This window comes from Rhizobium sp. Root483D2, assembly GCF_001426685.1.
Classification (GTDB): Bacteria; Pseudomonadota; Alphaproteobacteria; order Rhizobiales; family Rhizobiaceae; genus Pararhizobium; species Pararhizobium qamdonense.
Genome location: NZ_LMFB01000019.1, coordinates 14,779 through 33,905, shown reverse-complemented (window position 1 = coordinate 33,905; position 19,127 = coordinate 14,779). Strand labels below are relative to the sequence as shown.

The 19,127-nt window shown below is 59.0% G+C and carries 20 protein-coding genes; 12 read left to right on the top strand and 8 right to left on the bottom strand.

What is annotated here, in order from left to right; genetic code table 11:
• Window positions 1-14: 14 nt before the first annotated feature.
• Window positions 15-326 (top strand): hypothetical protein, encoded by a 312-nt coding sequence (locus ASD32_RS29615; RefSeq protein ID WP_156383206.1) that lies wholly within the window; start codon window positions 15-17, stop codon window positions 324-326.
• 597 nt (window positions 327-923) lie between these two features.
• On the opposite strand, the gene ASD32_RS16435 is transcribed toward ASD32_RS29615, so the two are convergent.
• Entirely contained in the window at window positions 924-1,859 is a 936-nt protein-coding gene (locus ASD32_RS16435; protein WP_060639131.1) for a LysR family transcriptional regulator, read from the bottom strand.
• A 95-nt stretch (window positions 1,860-1,954) separates the two neighbouring features.
• Between ASD32_RS16435 and ASD32_RS16430 the strand changes: the two genes are divergently transcribed.
• The 8 genes from ASD32_RS16430 (at window position 1,955) to ASD32_RS16395 (ending at window position 10,814) form a co-directional block, all read left to right on the top strand.
• Window positions 1,955-3,406: an aldehyde dehydrogenase family protein gene (locus ASD32_RS16430; RefSeq protein WP_060639130.1), complete on the top strand. Its 1,452-nt coding sequence runs from the start codon at window positions 1,955-1,957 to the stop codon at window positions 3,404-3,406.
• 4 nt (window positions 3,407-3,410) lie between these two features.
• On the top strand, window positions 3,411-4,430 hold the full coding sequence (locus ASD32_RS16425; protein ID WP_060639129.1) for a membrane dipeptidase: 1,020 nt from the start codon (window positions 3,411-3,413) through the stop codon (window positions 4,428-4,430).
• The gene (locus tag ASD32_RS16420; RefSeq protein WP_060639128.1) at window positions 4,427-6,079 is read left to right on the top strand and encodes a hypothetical protein; all 1,653 of its coding nucleotides are present in this window, start codon (window positions 4,427-4,429) and stop codon (window positions 6,077-6,079) included. The genes ASD32_RS16425 and ASD32_RS16420 overlap by 4 nt, the downstream gene beginning before the upstream one ends.
• Window positions 6,076-6,660 carry a DUF3726 domain-containing protein gene (locus ASD32_RS16415; RefSeq protein WP_082546818.1) on the top strand — a complete coding sequence of 195 codons (585 nt, stop codon included), beginning with the start codon at window positions 6,076-6,078 and terminating at the stop codon, window positions 6,658-6,660. The genes ASD32_RS16420 and ASD32_RS16415 overlap by 4 nt, the downstream gene beginning before the upstream one ends.
• A gap of 11 nt (window positions 6,661-6,671) precedes the next feature.
• On the top strand, window positions 6,672-7,670 hold the full coding sequence (locus ASD32_RS16410) for an Ldh family oxidoreductase (RefSeq protein ID WP_244490182.1): 999 nt from the start codon (window positions 6,672-6,674) through the stop codon (window positions 7,668-7,670).
• A gap of 110 nt (window positions 7,671-7,780) precedes the next feature.
• Window positions 7,781-8,791 (top strand): glycine betaine ABC transporter substrate-binding protein, encoded by a 1,011-nt coding sequence (locus tag ASD32_RS16405; protein WP_060639125.1) that lies wholly within the window; start codon window positions 7,781-7,783, stop codon window positions 8,789-8,791.
• A gap of 80 nt (window positions 8,792-8,871) precedes the next feature.
• Entirely contained in the window at window positions 8,872-9,753 is an 882-nt protein-coding gene (locus tag ASD32_RS16400) for an ABC transporter permease subunit (RefSeq protein ID WP_200953614.1), read from the top strand.
• Window positions 9,753-10,814, top strand: coding sequence for a betaine/proline/choline family ABC transporter ATP-binding protein (locus tag ASD32_RS16395; RefSeq protein WP_060639123.1), 1,062 nt, complete (start codon window positions 9,753-9,755; stop codon window positions 10,812-10,814). The genes ASD32_RS16400 and ASD32_RS16395 overlap by 1 nt, the downstream gene beginning before the upstream one ends.
• Window positions 10,815-10,989: 175 nt before the next feature.
• On the opposite strand, the gene ASD32_RS16390 is transcribed toward ASD32_RS16395, so the two are convergent.
• The 7 genes from ASD32_RS16390 to ASD32_RS16360 are packed head-to-tail and all read right to left on the bottom strand — an operon-like array spanning window position 10,990 to window position 16,125.
• On the bottom strand, window positions 10,990-11,793 hold the full coding sequence (locus ASD32_RS16390) for a transporter substrate-binding domain-containing protein (RefSeq protein ID WP_060639122.1): 804 nt from the start codon (window positions 11,791-11,793) through the stop codon (window positions 10,990-10,992).
• A gap of 28 nt (window positions 11,794-11,821) precedes the next feature.
• A complete protein-coding gene (locus ASD32_RS16385) occupies window positions 11,822-12,553 on the bottom strand; it encodes an amino acid ABC transporter ATP-binding protein (RefSeq protein ID WP_060639121.1) in 732 nt (243 codons plus the stop codon).
• A gap of 27 nt (window positions 12,554-12,580) precedes the next feature.
• Entirely contained in the window at window positions 12,581-13,252 is a 672-nt protein-coding gene (locus ASD32_RS16380; protein WP_060639120.1) for an amino acid ABC transporter permease, read from the bottom strand.
• Window positions 13,253-13,262: 10 nt separating this feature from the next.
• Window positions 13,263-13,940 (bottom strand): amino acid ABC transporter permease, encoded by a 678-nt coding sequence (locus ASD32_RS16375; RefSeq protein WP_060639119.1) that lies wholly within the window; start codon window positions 13,938-13,940, stop codon window positions 13,263-13,265.
• Window positions 13,937-14,860, bottom strand: coding sequence for an NAD(P)-dependent oxidoreductase (locus ASD32_RS16370; RefSeq protein WP_060639118.1), 924 nt, complete (start codon window positions 14,858-14,860; stop codon window positions 13,937-13,939). The genes ASD32_RS16375 and ASD32_RS16370 overlap by 4 nt, the downstream gene beginning before the upstream one ends.
• A gap of 34 nt (window positions 14,861-14,894) precedes the next feature.
• Window positions 14,895-15,341 carry a ribose 5-phosphate isomerase B gene (rpiB, locus tag ASD32_RS16365; protein WP_060639117.1) on the bottom strand — a complete coding sequence of 149 codons (447 nt, stop codon included), beginning with the start codon at window positions 15,339-15,341 and terminating at the stop codon, window positions 14,895-14,897.
• Window positions 15,342-15,369: 28 nt separating this feature from the next.
• On the bottom strand, window positions 15,370-16,125 hold the full coding sequence (locus ASD32_RS16360) for a FadR/GntR family transcriptional regulator (protein ID WP_200953612.1): 756 nt from the start codon (window positions 16,123-16,125) through the stop codon (window positions 15,370-15,372).
• A gap of 320 nt (window positions 16,126-16,445) precedes the next feature.
• Here ASD32_RS16360 and ASD32_RS16355 point away from each other — a divergent pair, with 320 nt between their 5' ends.
• The 3 genes from ASD32_RS16355 to ASD32_RS16345 all read left to right on the top strand — a co-directional run bounded on the left by ASD32_RS16355 (window position 16,446) and on the right by ASD32_RS16345 (window position 19,127).
• The gene (locus tag ASD32_RS16355) at window positions 16,446-17,063 is read left to right on the top strand and encodes an XRE family transcriptional regulator (protein WP_060639115.1); all 618 of its coding nucleotides are present in this window, start codon (window positions 16,446-16,448) and stop codon (window positions 17,061-17,063) included.
• A gap of 78 nt (window positions 17,064-17,141) precedes the next feature.
• On the top strand, window positions 17,142-18,179 hold the full coding sequence (locus ASD32_RS16350; protein ID WP_244490196.1) for an extracellular solute-binding protein: 1,038 nt from the start codon (window positions 17,142-17,144) through the stop codon (window positions 18,177-18,179).
• 60 nt (window positions 18,180-18,239) lie between these two features.
• Window positions 18,240-19,127, top strand: coding sequence for an ABC transporter permease (locus ASD32_RS16345; RefSeq protein WP_060639113.1), 888 nt, complete (start codon window positions 18,240-18,242; stop codon window positions 19,125-19,127).

Genomic DNA, 19,127 nt, shown 5'->3' with positions numbered 1-19,127 from the left:
GGAAGCGATTGAACATGATGGGGCAGGCGTCCACCGTTCTGAGGCGGAATTCCACCCTCTTCCTGCGTCGTTTCAGACAGCAGATTTGTGAACGTCACTTCGAGGCAATCACCTTCATTCACCCGCAACACAATCGGGCGCGGGCGCTTGTCCGGCCGCAGCATTGCATTTCCGGGCGTTGGTGCGGAACCGAGTGCCGGATCGAGCGGCACGACATCGCGCCGAAGGGCGAAAAGCATGCCAGCAGGAACGAAGGCCGAAAATCTGTTGAGCAGATAAGCTTGTTCAAACGCAACGATATCGGCTTTCACGGTGCGGGTGCATGACGATAACGGGCTGCTTGAAGCCGCCCGGGCATCCTGCGAGACCGGCACAAGGACAAGAAAAGCCGCTATCCCGATGATCCAGAAAATCAATTGTGAAAATGTGTTTCCACGCCTGCGCGAAAGCATATCGCCCTCCGAAAAATTCTTATTCAGGCCCAAGGAACGCCACGTTCCCAAGACCTTATTTTGAAATTTTTCGCCAAACAGATGCAGTCAATACAATGACTTGGATTGGTTCGGCCTCATGAAGTGATGTCTTTGCCACATCGACCCCGCGCACCCGCAGGTCCCCCGATGCCTTATTTCGTCCCAGATAAATTCTGGATGGAACAAGCGCCTTCGAATTCGGAATAGTGCGTTCGTCGTACCAACCTGTTTAGGTGATTAGACTTGAAGCGTTTCGTCGCAACAAGAGTAATGCAATATCTAAAACAGAAGTATGTCAATTAGGAAATACTAAATAAGTCTTCATATCAAAAAATACGTTTCGCGAAGAGGTGATAGCGTTCCAGAAATGTACACAGTTTACGAAGCTCAAGTGGGGGCGTGAGATAGGCGCAGGCAAACATCGCAGGCGCGATTGAACCGTTTTCTGTATCACGTCGAACGATGCAGCGGGTAGGTCTCGGCATTTTCAACATGTTGAAGCCCAAAGCTTTTGAGGTGGGCCGGAAACAATTCAAGGCAGAGCACTTTAAAAGCCTCCGCAACAGGGCTTTTTATGCCGTCCTTGCGTTCCAGCATACCAACCACCCTCTCATTTCGCGTCTCCGCAATGTCGAGCACCGAGATGCCATCGGGCGTGTGAAATGCTGACAACGCCGGCAGTATGGTCACGCCCAGGGATGCCTTGACCAGAGCAAAAAGCGACGTCGTGTTGTGAACCGTCATCAACGACCTGGATGCGATGTCGATGTAGGCCTCCGCTCGAATCTGTTCGGACGATCCATTGAGGATGAGATTTTCATGGGCGAGATCGTCCCAGAGAATGGAACGCGGCAATGATGTAAGCCCTGATTTTTCCGAACACAAAAGTTTGTATCGGTCCTTGAATAGGGGTGTGAACCCGATCGATCCCGAGATGCGCGGTTCTCCGCTAAAGCCGATATCCGCCGCTCCGGTTTCAACCATTTGCCGCACCTGTGCACTGTCCATATCGAACAGTTCAACCTGCACCTGCGGCCGATCCTCCAGGAATTTCTGAAGGAGGATAGGAAGCAAGTGTGCCGCCACAGACGGCACGGAGGCGATGGTGAGGCTGCCGATGCGGCTCTTTGCGAACGCCCTGACGGTCCGGATGCCACGATCGAAACTTTTCAACTGCAGATGAGCCGTGTCAAAGAGAATACTGCCGAGCGCGGTCAGGCTGTTCTTGCGATCCGTTTGAAAAAGCGGGCCGCCCAGTTCGTCTTCCAACTGCTTCAATGTCATTGATACTGCCGACGGTGTCCGCCCGACAATTTCCGCAGCGTCCTTGATGTTGCCTGCCTCGGCAACGACAACAAAGACCCGCAGGGCCTCCAACTTGATCATAGCGCACCTGTTTCAATAATTCTGAAGTTTGTAACAGAAATTTCTGCTTGCTTGAAGTGATCCGATTGGCAATCTGCAGGCCAAGGAGAAGGCATATGACAAATATCCATCAGAATCTCATCGCCGGCGCCTGGACAAAGAACGATGTTTCGATCGAGAACCGGAATCCTTCGGACATTGCCGATCTGGTCGGTTTGTTCGCGCAGGCGGATCGCAACGATCTGGACCGCGCCGTGGACGCCGCAAAGATAGCCGCGCGCGCCTGGCGCGGCGTCGGGCTGGAGCAGCGGCAGAACATATTGCAAAGCATCGGCGAGGAACTGATGAAGCGCTCGGCCGAACTGGGAGAGCTTCTGTCGCGCGAAGAAGGAAAGCCGCTCGCGGAAGGCAAGGGCGAGGTTTACCGGGCCGGGCAGTTCTTCACATATTATGCGGCCGAGACGCTGCGGCAGCTGGGCGAGAATGCCGACTCCGTCCGGCCCGGCATCGAGATCGATATGCGGCGCGAGCCGATGGGCGTGGTGGCGGTCATCTCCCCGTGGAATTTCCCGATGGCGACCGCCAGCTGGAAAATCGCGCCGGCTCTGGCTTACGGCAATGCCGTCATCTGGAAGCCTGCCAACGAAACACCAGCTTCGGCCTGGGCTCTCGCCGAGATCATCCATCGAGCCGGGCTGCCGGAAGGCACGTTCCAGCTTCTGATGGGCACCGGCAAGGATATCGGCCACGGGCTCGCCGGACATCGCGGCATCGATGCGGTGACCTTCACCGGCTCCTATGAGGTCGGCCGGCAGGTGGCCATCGCTGCGGCGCCCAATCTCACCAAATACCAACTCGAGCTCGGCTCGAAGAATGCACTTCTGGTGATGGAGGACGCAGATCTCGAACTTGCGGTCTCTGCGGCCGTATCCGGCGGCTATTCCGGCACCGGCCAGAAATGCACTGCAAGCTCCCGGCTCATCGTGCATGAACAGATCCACGACGCCTTTGTGGAAAAGCTTACAGGGGCTTTGTCACAGATGACGGTCGGTCACGCGCTCGACGCTTCCACGCGCATTGGTCCGGTCGTCAGCGCGCGTCAGCTGGAATCGAACCTTGGCTGGATCGACGCGGCCCGGAAATCGGGCGCCACCGTCGCCTATGGCGGCGAGAGGATCGAACTTGCTCATCAGGGCTACTACATGTCCCCGGCACTTCTGACCGGTACCACAAACGACATGCCGCTCAACCGCGAGGAAATGTTCGCGCCGATCAGCGCCGTCCAGGCGGTTTCGAGTTATGAAGAGGGGCTGGAGAAAGTCAACGATACGGATTTCGGGCTGGTTGCGGGCATTTTCACGTCTTCGCTTGCGCGCGCCACGCATTTCCGTCGACATGTCGAAACCGGCTGCGTGACGATCAACCTGCCGACCGCCGGAACCGACTATCATGTGCCGTTCGGTGGCCGGAAGAATTCAAGCTCCGGACCGCGCGAGCAAGGACGCAACGCCGCAGAATTCTACACGCAGATCAAGACGGCCTATATCCGCGCCGGAAATCCGGAGTGACGCCATGACCCAAACCATCGCCAGCCCGCTGATCGACTGCCTGCAATATGCCAAATGGAGCGAGACCGTGTTCCGCCAAATGCGGGCGGGCGGCGTTCACGCCGTTCATGCAACGATTGCCTATCACGAGAACTTTCGTGAGACCGTTTCCAACATCGCGGCCTGGAACCGGCATTTCGAAAATCACTCCGACCTTATCTTTCTCGGCCGCGACGCGGGCGACGTCAAGAAGGCGATAGAGCAAGAGCGGACCGCAATCTTTTTCGGCCTGCAGAACCCGTCGCCCATCGAGGATGATATCGGGCTGGTCGAGGTTTGCCACGCGCTCGGCATCCGCTTCATGCAATTGACCTACAACAACCAGTCGCTGCTGGCCACGGGCTGTTACGAAGCCGTCGATACGGGCGTGACGCGCTTCGGCAGGCAGGTGATTGCGGAAATGAACCGCGTCGGCATGGTCATCGACATGAGCCATTCGTCAGAGCGTTCCACGCTGGAGACAATCGAGATTTCGGCCCGCCCGATTGCCATCACCCATGCCAATCCGTCCTGGTGGCATAACGGACTGAGGAGCAAGTCTGATACGGTTCTGCGCGCCCTCACCGGTTCCGGCGGCATGCTCGGCTTTTCCATGTATGCCCATCACCTGAAAGGCGGTGCCTCCTGCACGTTGCAGTCCTTTTGCGAGATGATCGCGGAATCCGCGTCGCGGTATGGGGCGGAGAATTTGGGAATCGGCAGCGATCTCTGCCAGGACCAGCCCGACTCCATCGTGACCTGGATGCGCAATGGCCGCTGGTCGAAGACGACGGATTACGGCGAGGGAACAGCGAGCGAAGCCGGTTGGCCTCAACAGCCCTCCTGGTTCAGCAACAATCTGTCGCTGACCAATATCACCCGGGGCCTGAGCGACGCGGGCTTCTCGCCCTCCGAAGTGTCCGGGATCATGGGCGGGAATTGGTTGCGCTTCTATGGCCATTCTTTCGGCCCTGCGGCCTGGGGAGAACGGGTTGCGGCGCAATGAACGCGGGCAGCGCAAGCCGGCTGCGCAGCCCGGACGAGGTGATGCGGCTGAAGAGGCTCGGCGCATCGTTCCCGACGCGGCTCAGCTTCACGCGCAGCCTGCTGCGCCGGCTTGCTGCGGAAAAGGCGAAGGTCTCGCGTCCGCTTTGGGATATCGACGGGGACGGATATGGGCGCGCGGTCTACAGCGTCGTCCTCGCAGGCAACACATACAGCCTTGTTGCGTTTTCGACCCAGCTTGCGGACGAAGACCGCACCGACAGGGTCATTGCTGAAGCCTGGGATACGAGTTTCGTGCTCTATGATGGAACCCCGGATGCGCCCGAACTTGACCGCCTGTCGCGGAATGCACCCTTGCAGGAAGCCGGACGTTTCCGCGAGAGCGATCTGGTGCTCAGCAGGGCCAACAAGTCGGTGCGCTTTTTCGAGCATGTCGTCGCGAGACTGGCAAGCGGCCGCCAGCCGGACCGCGATCTGGTACTGGACGTCGGATACCTGATGCGCACGACCGCCGTTTACGGAAACGGAAAATTCGGCATTGCAGACCGCTTCGTGATTTCGCACCGGCCGGAGATGGCGGGACCGTTTCAAGCAGAAATGCTGGCAGTCTGGTTGATCCGCGGCTTTTCCCATGATCTTGTCGAGCATATGGCGCGCTGCCGGTCTCCTGAAACCTTCGTTTCTCTGCAGCGATCCCTGAAGCAGCATCTTGGCATGGGGAACTCCACCGGCCTCGGCATGGCACCGTTTCTGGTCCATCACCCCGCTTTGTTGAATGCCTGGATTACGGCACGTGAAAAGGCGCTGGCCATGGTGCTTGGCGGGGAAGCGCTGGTGAAGCCCGAACGCATTCTTGACCTTTGGCGCAACACGGTGGAGCACCTTCGGCAATGGAACGTCGATGATGCCGGTCTTTCCGAACGGATCGCCATTCTGCGTAAGGAATGGGCGGACGAACTGGTCGAACTTGAGCACGCTCCATCCTCCGCAGCCGACATTGCCGCGAGGTCGAGGCTGCGCTCGGTGGATTTCCAGGAACTGGCTGCAGCGCTATTAATCGAGGCGGCGGGTCCTGTCGTGGACGCTTTTTGCGACGGTATGGCCGTGGCGAGCGAAGGCCATCTCATGCCTGCAATGCCGCTGTCAGCACTGCGCGCATTGCTGGATCGCCACTTCGGCTGGGCATCCGGTATCGATTTTCGGGAAAAGAGCGAAACCTCGCAGTTTTGGTACGTCTCGGAGGAAAAACTGGAGCCGCGACTGGGGCAACGCTATGAGGAGCCGGGGGCCGACCGTGAACTGCCACTCGATATCGCGCGACAGATCGGGGCGTTGCGGGAGGATTTGAGTGCCGAATCCGGGCTCTTGGATGTCGCCTCCTTCGTGGCGCGCTATCCGCAGCATCGCCATGTCGTGCGCCGGGTGCAGATGGCCGATGCCGCCCCCTATTCTGAGATCCGCGACAATCTCATCGCCGGTACCTGCCTTCCCATCGACATGCTGCGCTGCAAGCTGTCCTTCTTCGGAGCGGCGAAGTTCGATCCCCGCTCTGACCGCTGGACGCGAATAACCTTGTTTCAGGGCGCGCCGGATTTCGACGATATCGGTGCGGGCGAGACCGACAATTGCTGGCTGCCGGTGCTGACATGAGTACGGTCGAACTGTCGCTCAACGAGGTTGAGATGACCACGCGCAAGGCAGCGCTTGGAGCCGGGCTGACGCTTGGTGTTGCGGAAGAGATCGGCCGTGCGGCGCGCTGGCTTTCGGCGAGAGGTTATGACGGCCTTGCCGAGGCCGTGCGATTTCTGACCGCGGGTGAACAGACTTCCCCGGATGACGCGGCTTCGGTTGTCGCCGTGCTGTTTGATCTGGACAGGCTGTTATCGAGCCCGGCAAGGCAGGCGGTTTGCACCGATGGCCTGTCCTCGATGCCACTTTTCTACGGTCTTTGCGGTGCCATGGCAGACACGGTCCATGCGGATATCGTTATCGAAGCGGGAGATGAAATCTTTTCCACGGCAGAAGTACGGCTCCTGCCCGGTTTTCTCGGCAACATCCGCATTCAGATGCGGCCGAAGGCAACGGCGGCGCGCGCCGGTGAGCGCCGCCCGCAGCCGACGACGGAAGCGGTGCTGGCCGCTGCCGCAGCGCTCTGTGCGCGCACCTACGTTCCCGCCTCGCAACAATCACGGGTACGCGGGGCAGGCGCCGCAAAAACGGACAACGACTGAGGAGTTTGATTTTGACCTTTCGGATGAGCCTCGACGCGATCGAGGCGGCATGCCACTACGCCTTGACGGCGGCCGGAGCGACTGCGGCCAACGCCGCCTCCGTCGCGCGATCGACGCGGCTGGCGGAACAGGACGGTATCCGCAGTCACGGCCTGCTCTACGTGCCGATATATGCAAGCCACCTGCGCTCCGGCAAGGTTGATGGCGCGGCCGTTCCAACCGTGTCGCAGCCGCGCCCGGGCGCCGTTACAGTCGATGCCGCAACGGGGTTTGCCCATCCGGCAATCGATGCCGGCTGGGATGCCTTCATGCAGGCGGTGCGCGACAACGGCGTTGCCGCCCTCACGGTCAGCAACTCCTACAATTGTGGCGTGCTTGGCCATCACGCGGAGCGTATCGCCATGCATGGGTTTCTCGGCCTGTGCACCACCCACGCACCGGCATCGATCGCACCGCCCGGCGGGCGCAGATCCGTCATCGGCACCAATCCTTTCGCTGTTGCCGTACCCGACGGAAAAGGCGCCGCCGCCTTCGTCATCGACCAGTCGGCCAGTGCGATCGCCAAATCCGAAATCTTGCTTCGCGCCCGCGAAGGCCGCGCGATCGAACCTGGCTGGGCGATCGACAGCAAAGGCCGGCCAACCACGGATGCGAAAGAGGCTCTCGACGGCGCCATGCTGCCAGCGGGTGGCTATAAGGGATTTGGGGCTGGGCTCATGGTGGAACTCCTTGCCTCCTGTCTCTCCGGCGCCGTTCTCAGCAAGGACGCAAGTGCCTTTTCCGGCGATGCCGGGGGGCCGCCGCGCACCGGCCAATGCTTCATCGCCTTCGATCCCGTTGCATTTTCCGGACATTTTCAAAGTCAGGTGGAGGCTTTGATGGCGGCGATCAATGTTCAGGAGGGAGCTCGCCTGCCAGGATCAAGGCGGGCAGAAGCGCGGCGAATGGCACAGCGCGACGGTGTTTCCGTTGACGCCAGCCTCTTGTCTCGTATTGCCGCAATGACTTAAGAAAAATTGAAATTTGGATAAGTTGTTTCGATTTGATTAAAGAGGATTTGTTGGCCATCGTTCATATGCCCGTCACGTAGTCCGGGCCAAGCCAGAACGAGGGAACAACAATGAAAATTTCGATCTCAACGAGTTTGTTCGCCGCTTTTGTCGCGGCGACCGCCGGCCTTGCCGCGCAGCAAGCCCAGGCGACAGAGTGCGGGACAACGGACAAGATCACCATCGCCGAGATGACCTGGCTTTCGGCCGGCATGCTGGCGAACGTGACCAAAACCGTTCTCGCCGACGGCTTCGGCTGCAACGCGGAAATCGTGCCGGGCGACACCGTGCCAACAGCAACCTCCATGCTGACCAAGAGCCAGCCTGATATCGCGCCGGAACTCTGGGTTTCCACCGCCAAAGCAACCTGGGATCAGATGATCGCCAAAGGCAATGTCTACAAGGCGGGCGACATTTTCGAAAAGGGAGGTGAAGAAGGCTGGTGGATCCCGGACTATCTGGCCGAGAAGAACCCGCAGATCAAATCGGTCGAGGATCTGAAAGCCAACTGGAAGGTCTTCGAAGATGCTTCCAACCCCGACAAGGGCCGCTTCTACGCCTGCCCCCCGGGCTGGGGTTGCGAGGTCATCACCAACAATCTCATCAAGGCCTTGGGGATTGAAGAAACATTCGAGATCTACCCGACCGGTTCCGGGGCCAACCTGAAGGCAACGATCGCACGTCAGGCGGCGCGCAAGGCGCCCTTCGTCGGCTACTACTGGGGGCCGACGGAAGTGATCGGCAAGTACAAGCTGAAGCGTCTCGACATGCCGGCCTACGACGCCGCGAAATTCACCTGCCTTACCGATACCAAATGCGAAGCGCCGCAGCTGACCGGCTGGGCTGTCGGCGAAGTGGCGGTTGCCGTGGTGACCTCGCTGAAGGAGAAGGCCCCTGCGGTTGCAGACTATCTGTCCAAGATGCAGTTGCCCAATGATCAGGTGAGCGAGATCCTGGCATGGGGCGACGACAACAAGGCATCGCCGGCGGAAGTTGCTACCTATTTCTTCAAGAATTACGAGCCGATCTGGACGAAGTGGGTCCCCGCTGACGTGGCGGACAAGATCAAGGCGTCCCTCTGACGAATGACGACAGGTCCACGCCCGGCAGCATCCCGCTTGGCGTGGATCACTCATCGACCTGACGGCCGCTCGTTTCAAGGATTGACATTTTGGCCAGCAATTTTCCTGAAATCATCGATCTGCGTTCTCTGCGCTTTGCCATAGACGACGGGTTCACGGCCGTGGTTGCAAATTATGGTGAATTTCTCGAGCACCTTTTCCTGCCCGTGCTGCGCGGCCTGATGATGCTTGAGCAAATCCTGCAGTGGCTGCCGTGGTATGTGACGATCGTGCTGGTCACCGGCATCACTCTCGCCGCCTCGCGCAACTGGAAAACCGCGCTCGTTACCGCAATAATGCTTTTTGCGGTTGGGCTGCTCGGCGTCTGGGACGAAGCCATGGCGACAATCGCGCTGATGCTGGCCTCAACAATTCTTGCCATCGTTCTTGGCATCCCGATAGGCGTGCTCATGGCGCAGTCGAACACGTTGCGGGCGGCGTGTCTGCCGGTGCTTGATATCATGCAGACCATGCCGATCTTCGTATATCTCATCCCCTTCGTGATGTTGTTCGGCCCTGGCAAAATCCCCGCTTTGCTGGCAACGGTGTTCTTCGCCATTCCGCCGGTCATTCGCCTCACCGATCTGGGCATCAGGCAGGTGGATAGCGAAGTCGTCGAAGCGATCGTCGCGTTTGGCGCCACATCCTGGCAGAAACTTCTCCGCGCTCAGTTGCCGCTTGCCATGCCGACGATCATGGCCGGGATCAACCAGACGACGATGATGGCATTGTCGATGGTCGTCATCGCCTCCATGATCGGCGCGGGCGGTCTCGGCTATCAGGTTCTGCAGGGCATCCAGCGCCTTGAGGTCAGCACCGGGCTTTTTGCGGGGCTTGCCATCGTGTTTCTCGCTATCATCTTCGATCGCATCGCTCAATCACTGGGACGGCGTTCACAGCAGCACCTGAAGGATGGCGCATAATGACGGCCGCAAACACCAAAATCGTCGTCGAAGGGGTCTACAAGATATTCGGCAATGCCTCCAAGACGGCGCTCGCCATGGCGCGTGAAGGCGTCGCCAAATCGGAAATCCTCGCCAAGACCGGATGCGTGCTGGCGCTCAACAATATCAGCCTCTCGGTCAATGCCGGCGAGACATTCGTTATCATGGGGCTGTCCGGATCCGGCAAGTCCACACTGATCCGCCATTTCAACCGTCTGGTAGAACCGACGGCCGGCAGCATCCGCGTCGATGGCGAGGATGTGCTCGGGATGAGCAGCGACAGACTCCTCAAATTCAGGCGCGGCGGCATATCCATGGTGTTTCAGCGCTTTGGCCTGCTGCCGCACCAGACAGTCTTGGAAAATGTCATCTGTGGCCTCTCGTTGAATGGCGTATCCGAAGGAGACGCACTCAGGCGCGGGATGGAGCAGATCGAGATTGTCGGCCTCTCCGGTTTCGAGATGAAATATCCCCGGCAATTGTCCGGCGGGATGCAGCAGCGCGTCGGGCTGGCGCGTGCGCTTGCAACCGAGGCCGACATCCTCTTGATGGACGAAGCCTTCAGCGCCCTTGATCCGCTGATCAAGGCCGATATGCAGGCACAGCTGAAAGACATCCAGAAGCGGCTGAGGAAGACGATCGTCTTCATCACACACGATCTTGATGAAGGGCTGCACCTGGGAGACCGCCTCGCCATTCTCAAGGATGGAAACATCCGGCAGATCGGAACAGGCGAGGACATCGTTTTCTCGCCTGCCGACGATTACGTGCGTCGGTTCGTGCAAAAGGTCGATTATGCAAAGGCCCTGTCAGTCCGCAGCGTCTTGGCAAAGGAAAATCCCGCCGCGATGGCCGGGGCATCCAGTCAAACCACGAATTTTGGCCACATGCCCGCATCGGTTGACATCAATTCCTCGCTGGCCTCCTGTTTCCCATTGCTCGGCAGTCATTCGACGCTGGTGGTGACAGAAAATGGATCCCCCGTAGGCTCTATTTCCCGTGAGACGACATTTCGCGCCATGGCGCAGTCGTCAAACTGAGTAGACCCCCGACACAGTGTTGCGTGGCAAGGGTGCGACTTCTTTCCTATCGACGTTTGGGATTAATCCTGGAAGCCTTGCACCCGGGCAAGGCTTCCAGGGGTCTCTTTGTACGGACGGTGACCAAACCTCAAATCAGATCCAACCACTGCGATCGTAGACTAGTCGCAAGCCATCATTTCGCGTTGATGATTTCTGCCGGGATCGGCGTGCCGTGATACTTCTGGTAGATCTCATTCAGCTTGCCGTTCTGCAGATTGGCCGCCACCCACTCATTGAGTTTGGCCAGCAGTTCCGGTTCGTGTTTGCGAACGCCGATAGCCAGGTTGAGCACGCGAATGGTTATCTTCGGCTCAAATGCCAGCGTTGGGTTCTTGTCGTGCACCTGCTTGACCAGCGTCGCCGAAGTCGCGATCATCTTCGCCTGGCCGGAGACCGCGGCAGTTACCATCGTGGCATCGTCATCGTAGCGCGTAACCGTAAAGCCATGTTCGCTCGCCATCTTGGTAAGCTCGGTGTCCTGCGTCGTGCCGCGGGTAACGGTTACCGTCTGGCCTTTCAGGTCGGCCCAGTCCTTGATGGGCGAAGTCGCCGGTGCTGCGATCACCGACTGGAGCCCGGCATAGGGCTTCGAAAAATCGATCACCTGGGCACGTTCCGGTGTGACCGACAAGGTCGAGACCACGATATCAGCCTTGTTGGTCTGCAGGTTCGGGATGCGGGTGGCGCCAGTCGTCTGGATGAATTCGACCTCGACGCCCCAGTCCTTGGCCAATTGCTGGGCAGTCTCCACGTCGGAGCCGACCGGTTTGAGATTGGCGTCAAGCATGCCGGATGGCGGGATGGCGAGATCGGTCGCGATGCGGATCTTTTTCGCGGCGATGATATCGGCGTACGTGTCGGCGGATGCCGGTATCGACTGGCTCGCCAGTGCAGCACCAACGATACCCGCAAGGGCGAATGTTCTGAGAATTTTCATCTTATCTCCTCCAGTTTTGATGATGAATTCATAGATCGTGACTTAGAAACTCCCGCAGTTCGGGCGTCTGAGGTGCCGCAAGCATGCCGGCGTCACCCTCCTCGTGAACAAGACCCTGGTGCATGAAAATCACCCGGTCAGCGACCTTGCGGGCAAAGTTCATTTCATGCGTGACCATGATCATGGTCATGCCGCTTTCGGCGAGTTTTTCGATAACGCGCAGCACTTCGCCGGTCAGTTTCGGGTCGAGCGCTGAGGTCACTTCATCGAAGAGCATAACCTTCGGCTCCATTGCCAGCGACCGCGCGATGGCGGCGCGCTGCTGCTGCCCGCCGGATAGCTGTTCCGGGTAGCTATCGGCTTTGTCGGACAGGCCGACACGCTCCAGGGCGTTTTGCGCCAGATCGTGCGCCTGCGCCTTCGGTATCTTCTTGACCGAACACGGCGCGAGCATGATGTTTTCTTCGATGGTCAGGTGCGGAAACAGGTTATAGCTCTGAAACACGATGCCGACGTCCAGCCTGAGCTTCCGAAGGTTAAGGTCCGGATCGTGAACCTTGTGATCCGCAACCGAAATCTCGCCGCTGTCGATCACCTCCAGACGATCGATGCAGCGAAGCGCGGTGCTCTTGCCCGAACCGCTGGCGCCGATCAGTGCAGCAACCTCCCCCTTGCGGACCGAGAATGTGACGCCCTTTAGAACGTTGACGGCACCGAAACTTTTCTTCACGTCGTTAAGCGCGATCATTGGCACGGGCATGATTTGCCTCCCTGAAACTGTTGAGCGTCATGTCGCCGGCTTCGCTGTCGCCCGCATTCTCAACCCCCGCCGCTCGAGCCTTTGACTGAGTGCCGACAGCGGGAAGCATAGACAGAAGTAAAGGCCTGCAACGATGAGATAGATAAGGAAGGGCTCGAAGATAGAATTGTTGATCAGCTGCCCGGCCCGGGTCAACTCGACAAATCCGACGACAGAAGCAAGCGATGTATTCTTGACGATCTGGACACTGAACCCCACCGTTGGTGGCGTCGCGATCCGAACCGCCTGCGGCAGGATGACCTTGAACATCCTCTGCATTTTGGAAAGCGCCAGACATTCGGCCGCTTCCCACTGCGCCTTGGGCACGGACTCCAGGCAACCCCGCCAGATCTCGCCGAGATAGGCGCTGACATAGATCGTCAGAGACAGTCCGGCGGCGAAGAGCGGCGTGATCGACAACCCAAGCGTCGGCAAGCCGAAATAAATGATGAACATGATGACCAGCAGCGGCGTGCCCTGGATCAACTGGACATAGGCGCCGGTGACGATGCGAACCGTGCGTGATGGCGTGATTCTGCCCAAGGCCACAAGAAAGCCAAACAGTCCGCCACCGATGAACGCCATGACGCTCAGCACGAGCGTCCAGAATGCACCGGTCACCAGAAACTGCAAATGGTTGATATTGAGTGCCGTGGTCATCGTTGCCTCCTCACAGCGGCGTGCCGAGCCGGCGACGGCGCGGGAACATGAACATTCCGAGCGCCCAGAAGACGGCACGCATGATCAGCGACAGGAAAAGATAGAGAACCGCCACCACGATATAGGCTTCGAACGGCCGGTACGTTTCCGATTGGATGAAATTCGCGGCAGCGGTCAATTCTTCGGCAGATATCTGTGAGGTAACCGACGACGCCAGCATCAGGAGAATGAACTGACTGGTCAATGATGGATAGACCCGCTCCATGGCAGGGCGCAGTCCGACATGCCAATAAAGCTGTACCGGAGAAAGCCCCAGGCATTCGCCCGCTTCCCATTGGCCTTTCTGGATCGAATCGAAACCTGCCCTCATGATTTCAGCCGTATAGGCACCCACATTCACGGTGAGTGCGATCACCGCGACCACGAGCGCGCTGAAAGAGAACCCGAGGCTCGACAGGCCGAAGTAGATCACGAAGATCTGGACCAGAAATGGCGTGTTGCGAATGCTTTCCACATACGTCGCTCCGACCAACCGGAGAATAGGTCCGCCGGACCGGCGCGCAATTGCGCACGCAGTGCCGATCACGAACCCGGTGATCGTCGTGATGAATGCGAGTTGGGCCGTCAGCGCCATTCCGTCGATCAGCATCTGCCACCGTAGCAGGACGACAGAGAAATCAAGGATCATGACTGGTTTTCCATGACGGGAAGGCGCGCACCGTCCTGGCCCGTCATCCGGTCGTAGACTTTGAACAGCGCCTGATTGCCATTGGAGCCTTCGCCATGAGCGCGGGCTTCGACATATTGTGCGGTCACGAGCGAGGTGCCCGGCAACGCAACATCGTTTTGCCCGGCCATTTCGAGTACGAGGCGAAGATCCTTGAGCATCAGGTCAATGCGGAAGCCAGCGCCGGCATCACCGGCGATCATGGCCGGGCCGAGCTTTTCGAGCATCCAGGACGAGGCAGAGCCGCCGAGCAAGACGTCCCGCATTTGCGACAGATCGACGCCGCTTGCCCGGCCGAGGGCAAGTGCCTCACAGACAGCCTGGATGTTGATGGCGCAAACAAGCTGATTGCACAACTTGACCGTCTGCCCCGCTCCTGCTGTGCCGACGTGACTGACTGTGGTCCCCATAATCCGCAGCACGGGCAATGCGCGATCGAATGCTGCTCGCTCACCGCCGACCATGATGGAAAGTGCCGCATTCTTGGCGCCGATAGGGCCCCCGGAAACCGGCGCATCAAGCATGGCGATGCCTTTCTCCGCAAGAGCAGTACCCATTGCCCGGGTCGCTTCCGGCGAGATCGTGCTCATGTCGATGAAAATGCCACCGCTTTTCATATTGGCGAGTACACCGTTGCGGTTGACGACATCATCGACCTCAGGTGTGTTAGGCAACATCGAGATGGCGATCTCGGCATTGCTCACCGCCGCAGCAACGCTGTCGCACCGGGTTGCGCCCTTTTCCTCCAACGCATCCACCGCTGTCAGAGAGATGTCGAACACATTCAACGGATAGCCAGCGGCCGCAAGATGAAGCGCCATTTCGCGCCCCATCACTCCCAGTCCGATAAAAGCCAATTTCGGCAGATTTTGATTGGTCATGTCGCTCTCTCCCTCCGTCCCGAACCGGATTCGGTCAGTTCGCCTGTTCAAGTGCGGTCAATTTCTCGACGCGGCGGACAAAGTCTTCATTCCGGTCGAATTCCGCCTCGAGATAGGCGACAACGAGATCGCGAGCGAGCCATGGGCCGACGATCTTGGCGCCGATGCACATCACGTTGACGTCGTCATGCTCCACACTCTGATGCGCGGAGTGAACATCGTGGCACACAGCGGCGCGGATGCCGTTGACCTTGTTTGCAGCAATAGCCGCACCAACGCCCGTGCCGCACACCAGAATCCCGCGCTCGGCTTCACCATCGCGGACCTTCTTGCACAGCAGGCTGGCGATATCCGGAAAATCCACCGGTTCGGGTGTAAAACTTCCGATATCTTCAACCGCGTGGCCAAGCTCTTCCAGAACGGCAATGACATCCGCTTTCAACGGAAAACCTGCGTGATCGCTGCCAATGACAATATTCATAATTATCTTCCCATTTCGTTGAACTTGATTAGATCGAAGCGCCTGCGCCCAGAGCGATGTCGTGAAGGCTGGCGCGGCGCCGGAAATCGGCGCCGATTTCGAAATGCTGGTGGAGCAAATCATCGGCCCGCACCCGATCCCGCGCAGCAAGTGCTTGCAGAATCAGCCGGTGATGGTCGATCAAAAACTCCTGGATTCCATCGACCCGAATGATTTTCTCACGACGCTCAAGATGCGACCGCATCATCAGTTGCGAGATCGAAGCGTAGATCGTCACCAGCGTCGGCGAATGCGACGCATTGACGATCGCCTCATGAAACTGGAAATCGGCGATGCCGCCAGCGTCCGGCGTGTCGATCGTATCGACGATATGCCGGAGCGCGGTCGCGATATCAGCGAAATCTTGTTCCGTCGCACGCTGGCAAGCGAGCCGCACGGCGTGATGCTCAATCGCCTTTCTAGCCTCCATGATGTCGCCAGACACATTGGACTCATGCGCCAACATGAAGCTGAACACATCGCCGAGCGCTGTGGCATCCGGCCGTTTGACGATGGTCCCGACGCCGTGGCGAATTTCGACAGCCCCTATCATCGACAACGCCCGCAGGGCCTCGCGCAGCACCGGTCGGCTGACGCCTAAATGTGCCGCAAGTTCCCGCTCGGGCAACAGACAGTCTCCCGCTTTCAGCTCGCCTGACAGCAGCTGGTCGCGCAGGAAGGCCGCCACCCGGTTATGGGATCCAATTTCCTGTGGCTCGCGGCGAATTGTTTTCATGGCTTCAATTTCTGTCTTTACCGTGGTATGACCTCTCATATATCCACGGCATTGCCACTGTCAAGTCGCGCTGGCGACCTGGCATCCCCTGCCCAGCTTAAAAGACTTTTGATTATCGCCAGAATCCGAACCATCTATTGATTTCGCGCGTTCCCTTGAAGCCAGAAAAATGTTTTCAATCAACGTTATAGGCCGGATTCTGTGTAACAATGCGAAGGGGTTCAAATTCTGCTGAAATCCAACACCAGCAATGAAAAACAGCCGATGCTGAAATTCGCTGTTGCCAAGCGCCAATCCACTTAATACAGTGTTAAGTGAGAGGTGAGGCCATGGACGATATCGCTGTTGCTGCGAAGAATCAGGCTGCTGTCGGTGCGAAGGTCAAGGCTTTCCGCAATGCCCGGCGCATGTCGCTGCGCACGCTGGGAGACACTACCGGCACAACCGCGAGCTTCCTCAGCCAACTCGAGCGCGGTCTAAGCGGCGTCAACATCAGCACGTTGATGCGCATTGCCGGCGCGCTCGGCATCAGCCTCACCGACCTTTTCGATGATGGGTCCCCGCCCGTCGGTCGCGTCCTGCGCAAACATGAGCGCCCTGCCCTGCCACCGGCCGAGGGCTATCGGAAGATGCTTCTGTCGCGCCGCCCGATCCGCGACATGGAAGTCTATATCGGTGAATTCGATCCCGGTGGCTCGACGGGCGACAAGCCCTACAGCCATGGGGATTCGCATGAACTCTTCTTCGTTCTGCGGGGCAAGGTGGAACTCACCCTCGGCGAAGAGCGCCATATGCTGTCGGCCGGCGACAGCATCGAATATCCAAGCTCGGTTCCGCACAAGACCGAAAACATCGGCACGGAAACCGCTGAAGTCCTTTGGATGATCGCGCCGCCCACCAGCGTCGCGGATGACCTCGATAAATACCTGCCACGGCTTGGCTCGTAACCGCAGCAGGAACAACGCAGGCGAGCGCTACTGGGAGTAATGACGATGAAGAATTTTGCGAGGGCTTTCGCCCTAACGATGACGTGCGCCCTGGCGTTGCCGGCGTTTGCACAGGAAAAGCCGGTCGCCGGCGAGGTGAAGGAAGGTTCGCTCAAGGGCAAGACGCTGACCTTCGTCTCCTATGGCGGCATCTACCAGGACGGCCAGGTCGCCGCCCTCCAGGATTTCGTCACAAAATCCGGCGTGACGCTGCTCAACGACGGCCCGACGGAAATCGCCAAGCTGAAGGCGCAGGTCGATGCCGGCAATGTCACCTGGGATGTCGTCGATACCGCCGACCTGCCGCCCTACGTCCATTGTGGCACGCTGTTCCAGAAGCTCGACTTATCCAAGCTCGACGTTTCGAAGATCCCGCCGAACCAGGTCGGCGAGTGCTCGGTCCCGGCGATGAACTACGGCGTCGTGCTGATGTACAAGAACGAGACCTACAAGGACAATCCGCCAAAGAACTGGGTCGATTTCTTCGACACGGAAAAGTTTCCCGGCAGCCGCGCCATCGACGGCAGCGGCGATCCGACCGGCGGCCTGATCGAGCAGGCGTTCAAGGCAGCCGGCGGCGACCCGAAGGCGATGACGGCCGATGATATCGAGAAAGGCATCCAGAAGCTGCGCGATCTCGGCCCGGACACGATCTACTGGAAGACCGGCGCTGAATCGCAGCAGCTTGCCGAATCCGGCGAAGCCGACATGGTGATGATGTGGACCGGCCGCGCGATGACCGCCGTGAAGAACGGCGCACAGTATACGCCGGTCTGGCAGGATTGGCTGGTCGTCATGGACCAGATGACCATTCCGGTCGGCGTCAAGGATACCGATGCTGCCTATGCGCTGCTCAACGCCTATCTCGGCGCCCGCTCGCAGGAGATCCTGGCCGAAAAGACGTCCTACACGCCGATCAATCTCGACTCCAAGCCGAAGGTGGACGACGTCACCGCCGCTTTCCTGACCAGCACGCCGGAGCGTATCGGACAAAGCTATCAGCAGAATATCCCGTTCTGGGTGAAGAACTTTGATCTCGCCGCCGAGAAGTGGAACGCTCTTCTCTCTGGAAACTGAACCCCTGATCCCTCGCAAGTCCGGCCCCGGCCGGGCTTGCTTCCATGACGGGAGATCTCCATGACCACCGCCACCCCCGACCTGGCCACTGGTGCTAAACAGCCGGGCTTCCTTTCACGATTTCGCCCCCGTGGCGCGGTCTGGCTTGCGGCGCCCGCCTTACTGGTGCTGGTGATCGCACTGGCCTATCCATTGGCGATCGTCGTCGTCCGCAGTTTCACCGATCCAGCACCCGGCATTGGCAATTACGTCTGGTTCTTCCAGTCCGCGGTCAACAGGACGGTGCTGCAACGGACGTTTGTGGTTGCGGCCTGGGTGACGCTGGTTTCCCTAATCTGCGCCTACCCTTATGCCTACGCCATGACCATTGTCGGCAAGAATGTCCGGCTGGTGCTGATCCTTTGCGTGCTCGTGCCCTTCTGGCTGAGCGGTGTCGTGCGCACACTGGCCTGGGTCATCCTGTTGCAGGATTCCGGCGTCATCAATTCCTTCCTGCGCGGCCTCGGCCTGTCACCCGTCAAGCTGATCCGCACGCTGCCGGGCGTTATCATCGGCATGACGCAGGTGCTGCTGCCCTTCATGATCCTGCCGATCTATTCCGTGATGAAGGGCATAGATACACGGCTGTTGCAGGCTGCCCGCAGCCTCGGCGCAAAGCCCTGGCGCGCCTTCGTACAGATCTACATGCCGCTGTCGCTGCCCGGCGTTTATGCCGGCGTCATCATCGTCTTCATCCTGTCGCTGGGCTTCTACATCACACCGGCGCTCCTCGGTGGTCCGCGCAGCATCATGTTGTCCTCGCTGGTGCAGAACCAGGTGCTGAGCCTGCTCAACTGGGGCCGTGGCGGAGCGATGGGCGTCGTTCTGCTGGTCGCAACCTTCGTACTGCTCGCCATCGCCGCCCCGTTGATGCGCCAGAGACACACCAGCTCGCGCAGGGAGGCTTAA

Bases quoted from the DNA above. Each gene is read 5' to 3' on its own strand.
- ASD32_RS16435 (WP_060639131.1), bottom strand. From the start codon at position 1,859: ATGATCAAGTTGGAGGCCCTGCGGGTCTTTGTTGTCGTTGCCGAGGCA.
- ASD32_RS16375 (WP_060639119.1), bottom strand. From the start codon at position 13,940: ATGATCCTTGATTTCTCTGTCGTCCTGCTACGGTGGCAGATGCTGATC.
- rpiB (WP_060639117.1), bottom strand. From the start codon at position 15,341: ATGAATATTGTCATTGGCAGCGATCACGCAGGTTTTCCGTTGAAAGCG.
- ASD32_RS16405 (WP_060639125.1), top strand. From the start codon at position 7,781: ATGAAAATTTCGATCTCAACGAGTTTGTTCGCCGCTTTTGTCGCGGCG.
- ASD32_RS16355 (WP_060639115.1), top strand. From the start codon at position 16,446: ATGGACGATATCGCTGTTGCTGCGAAGAATCAGGCTGCTGTCGGTGCG.
- ASD32_RS16395 (WP_060639123.1), top strand. From the start codon at position 9,753: ATGACGGCCGCAAACACCAAAATCGTCGTCGAAGGGGTCTACAAGATA.
- ASD32_RS16425 (WP_060639129.1), top strand. From the start codon at position 3,411: ATGACCCAAACCATCGCCAGCCCGCTGATCGACTGCCTGCAATATGCC.
- ASD32_RS16390 (WP_060639122.1), bottom strand. From the start codon at position 11,793: ATGAAAATTCTCAGAACATTCGCCCTTGCGGGTATCGTTGGTGCTGCA.
- ASD32_RS16420 (WP_060639128.1), top strand. From the start codon at position 4,427: ATGAACGCGGGCAGCGCAAGCCGGCTGCGCAGCCCGGACGAGGTGATG.
- ASD32_RS16380 (WP_060639120.1), bottom strand. From the start codon at position 13,252: ATGACCACGGCACTCAATATCAACCATTTGCAGTTTCTGGTGACCGGT.
- ASD32_RS16385 (WP_060639121.1), bottom strand. From the start codon at position 12,553: ATGCCCGTGCCAATGATCGCGCTTAACGACGTGAAGAAAAGTTTCGGT.
- ASD32_RS16345 (WP_060639113.1), top strand. From the start codon at position 18,240: ATGACCACCGCCACCCCCGACCTGGCCACTGGTGCTAAACAGCCGGGC.
- ASD32_RS29615 (WP_156383206.1), top strand. From the start codon at position 15: ATGATGGGGCAGGCGTCCACCGTTCTGAGGCGGAATTCCACCCTCTTC.
- ASD32_RS16370 (WP_060639118.1), bottom strand. From the start codon at position 14,860: ATGACCAATCAAAATCTGCCGAAATTGGCTTTTATCGGACTGGGAGTG.
- ASD32_RS16415 (WP_082546818.1), top strand. From the start codon at position 6,076: ATGAGTACGGTCGAACTGTCGCTCAACGAGGTTGAGATGACCACGCGC.
- ASD32_RS16430 (WP_060639130.1), top strand. From the start codon at position 1,955: ATGACAAATATCCATCAGAATCTCATCGCCGGCGCCTGGACAAAGAAC.
- ASD32_RS16350 (WP_244490196.1), top strand. From the start codon at position 17,142: ATGACGTGCGCCCTGGCGTTGCCGGCGTTTGCACAGGAAAAGCCGGTC.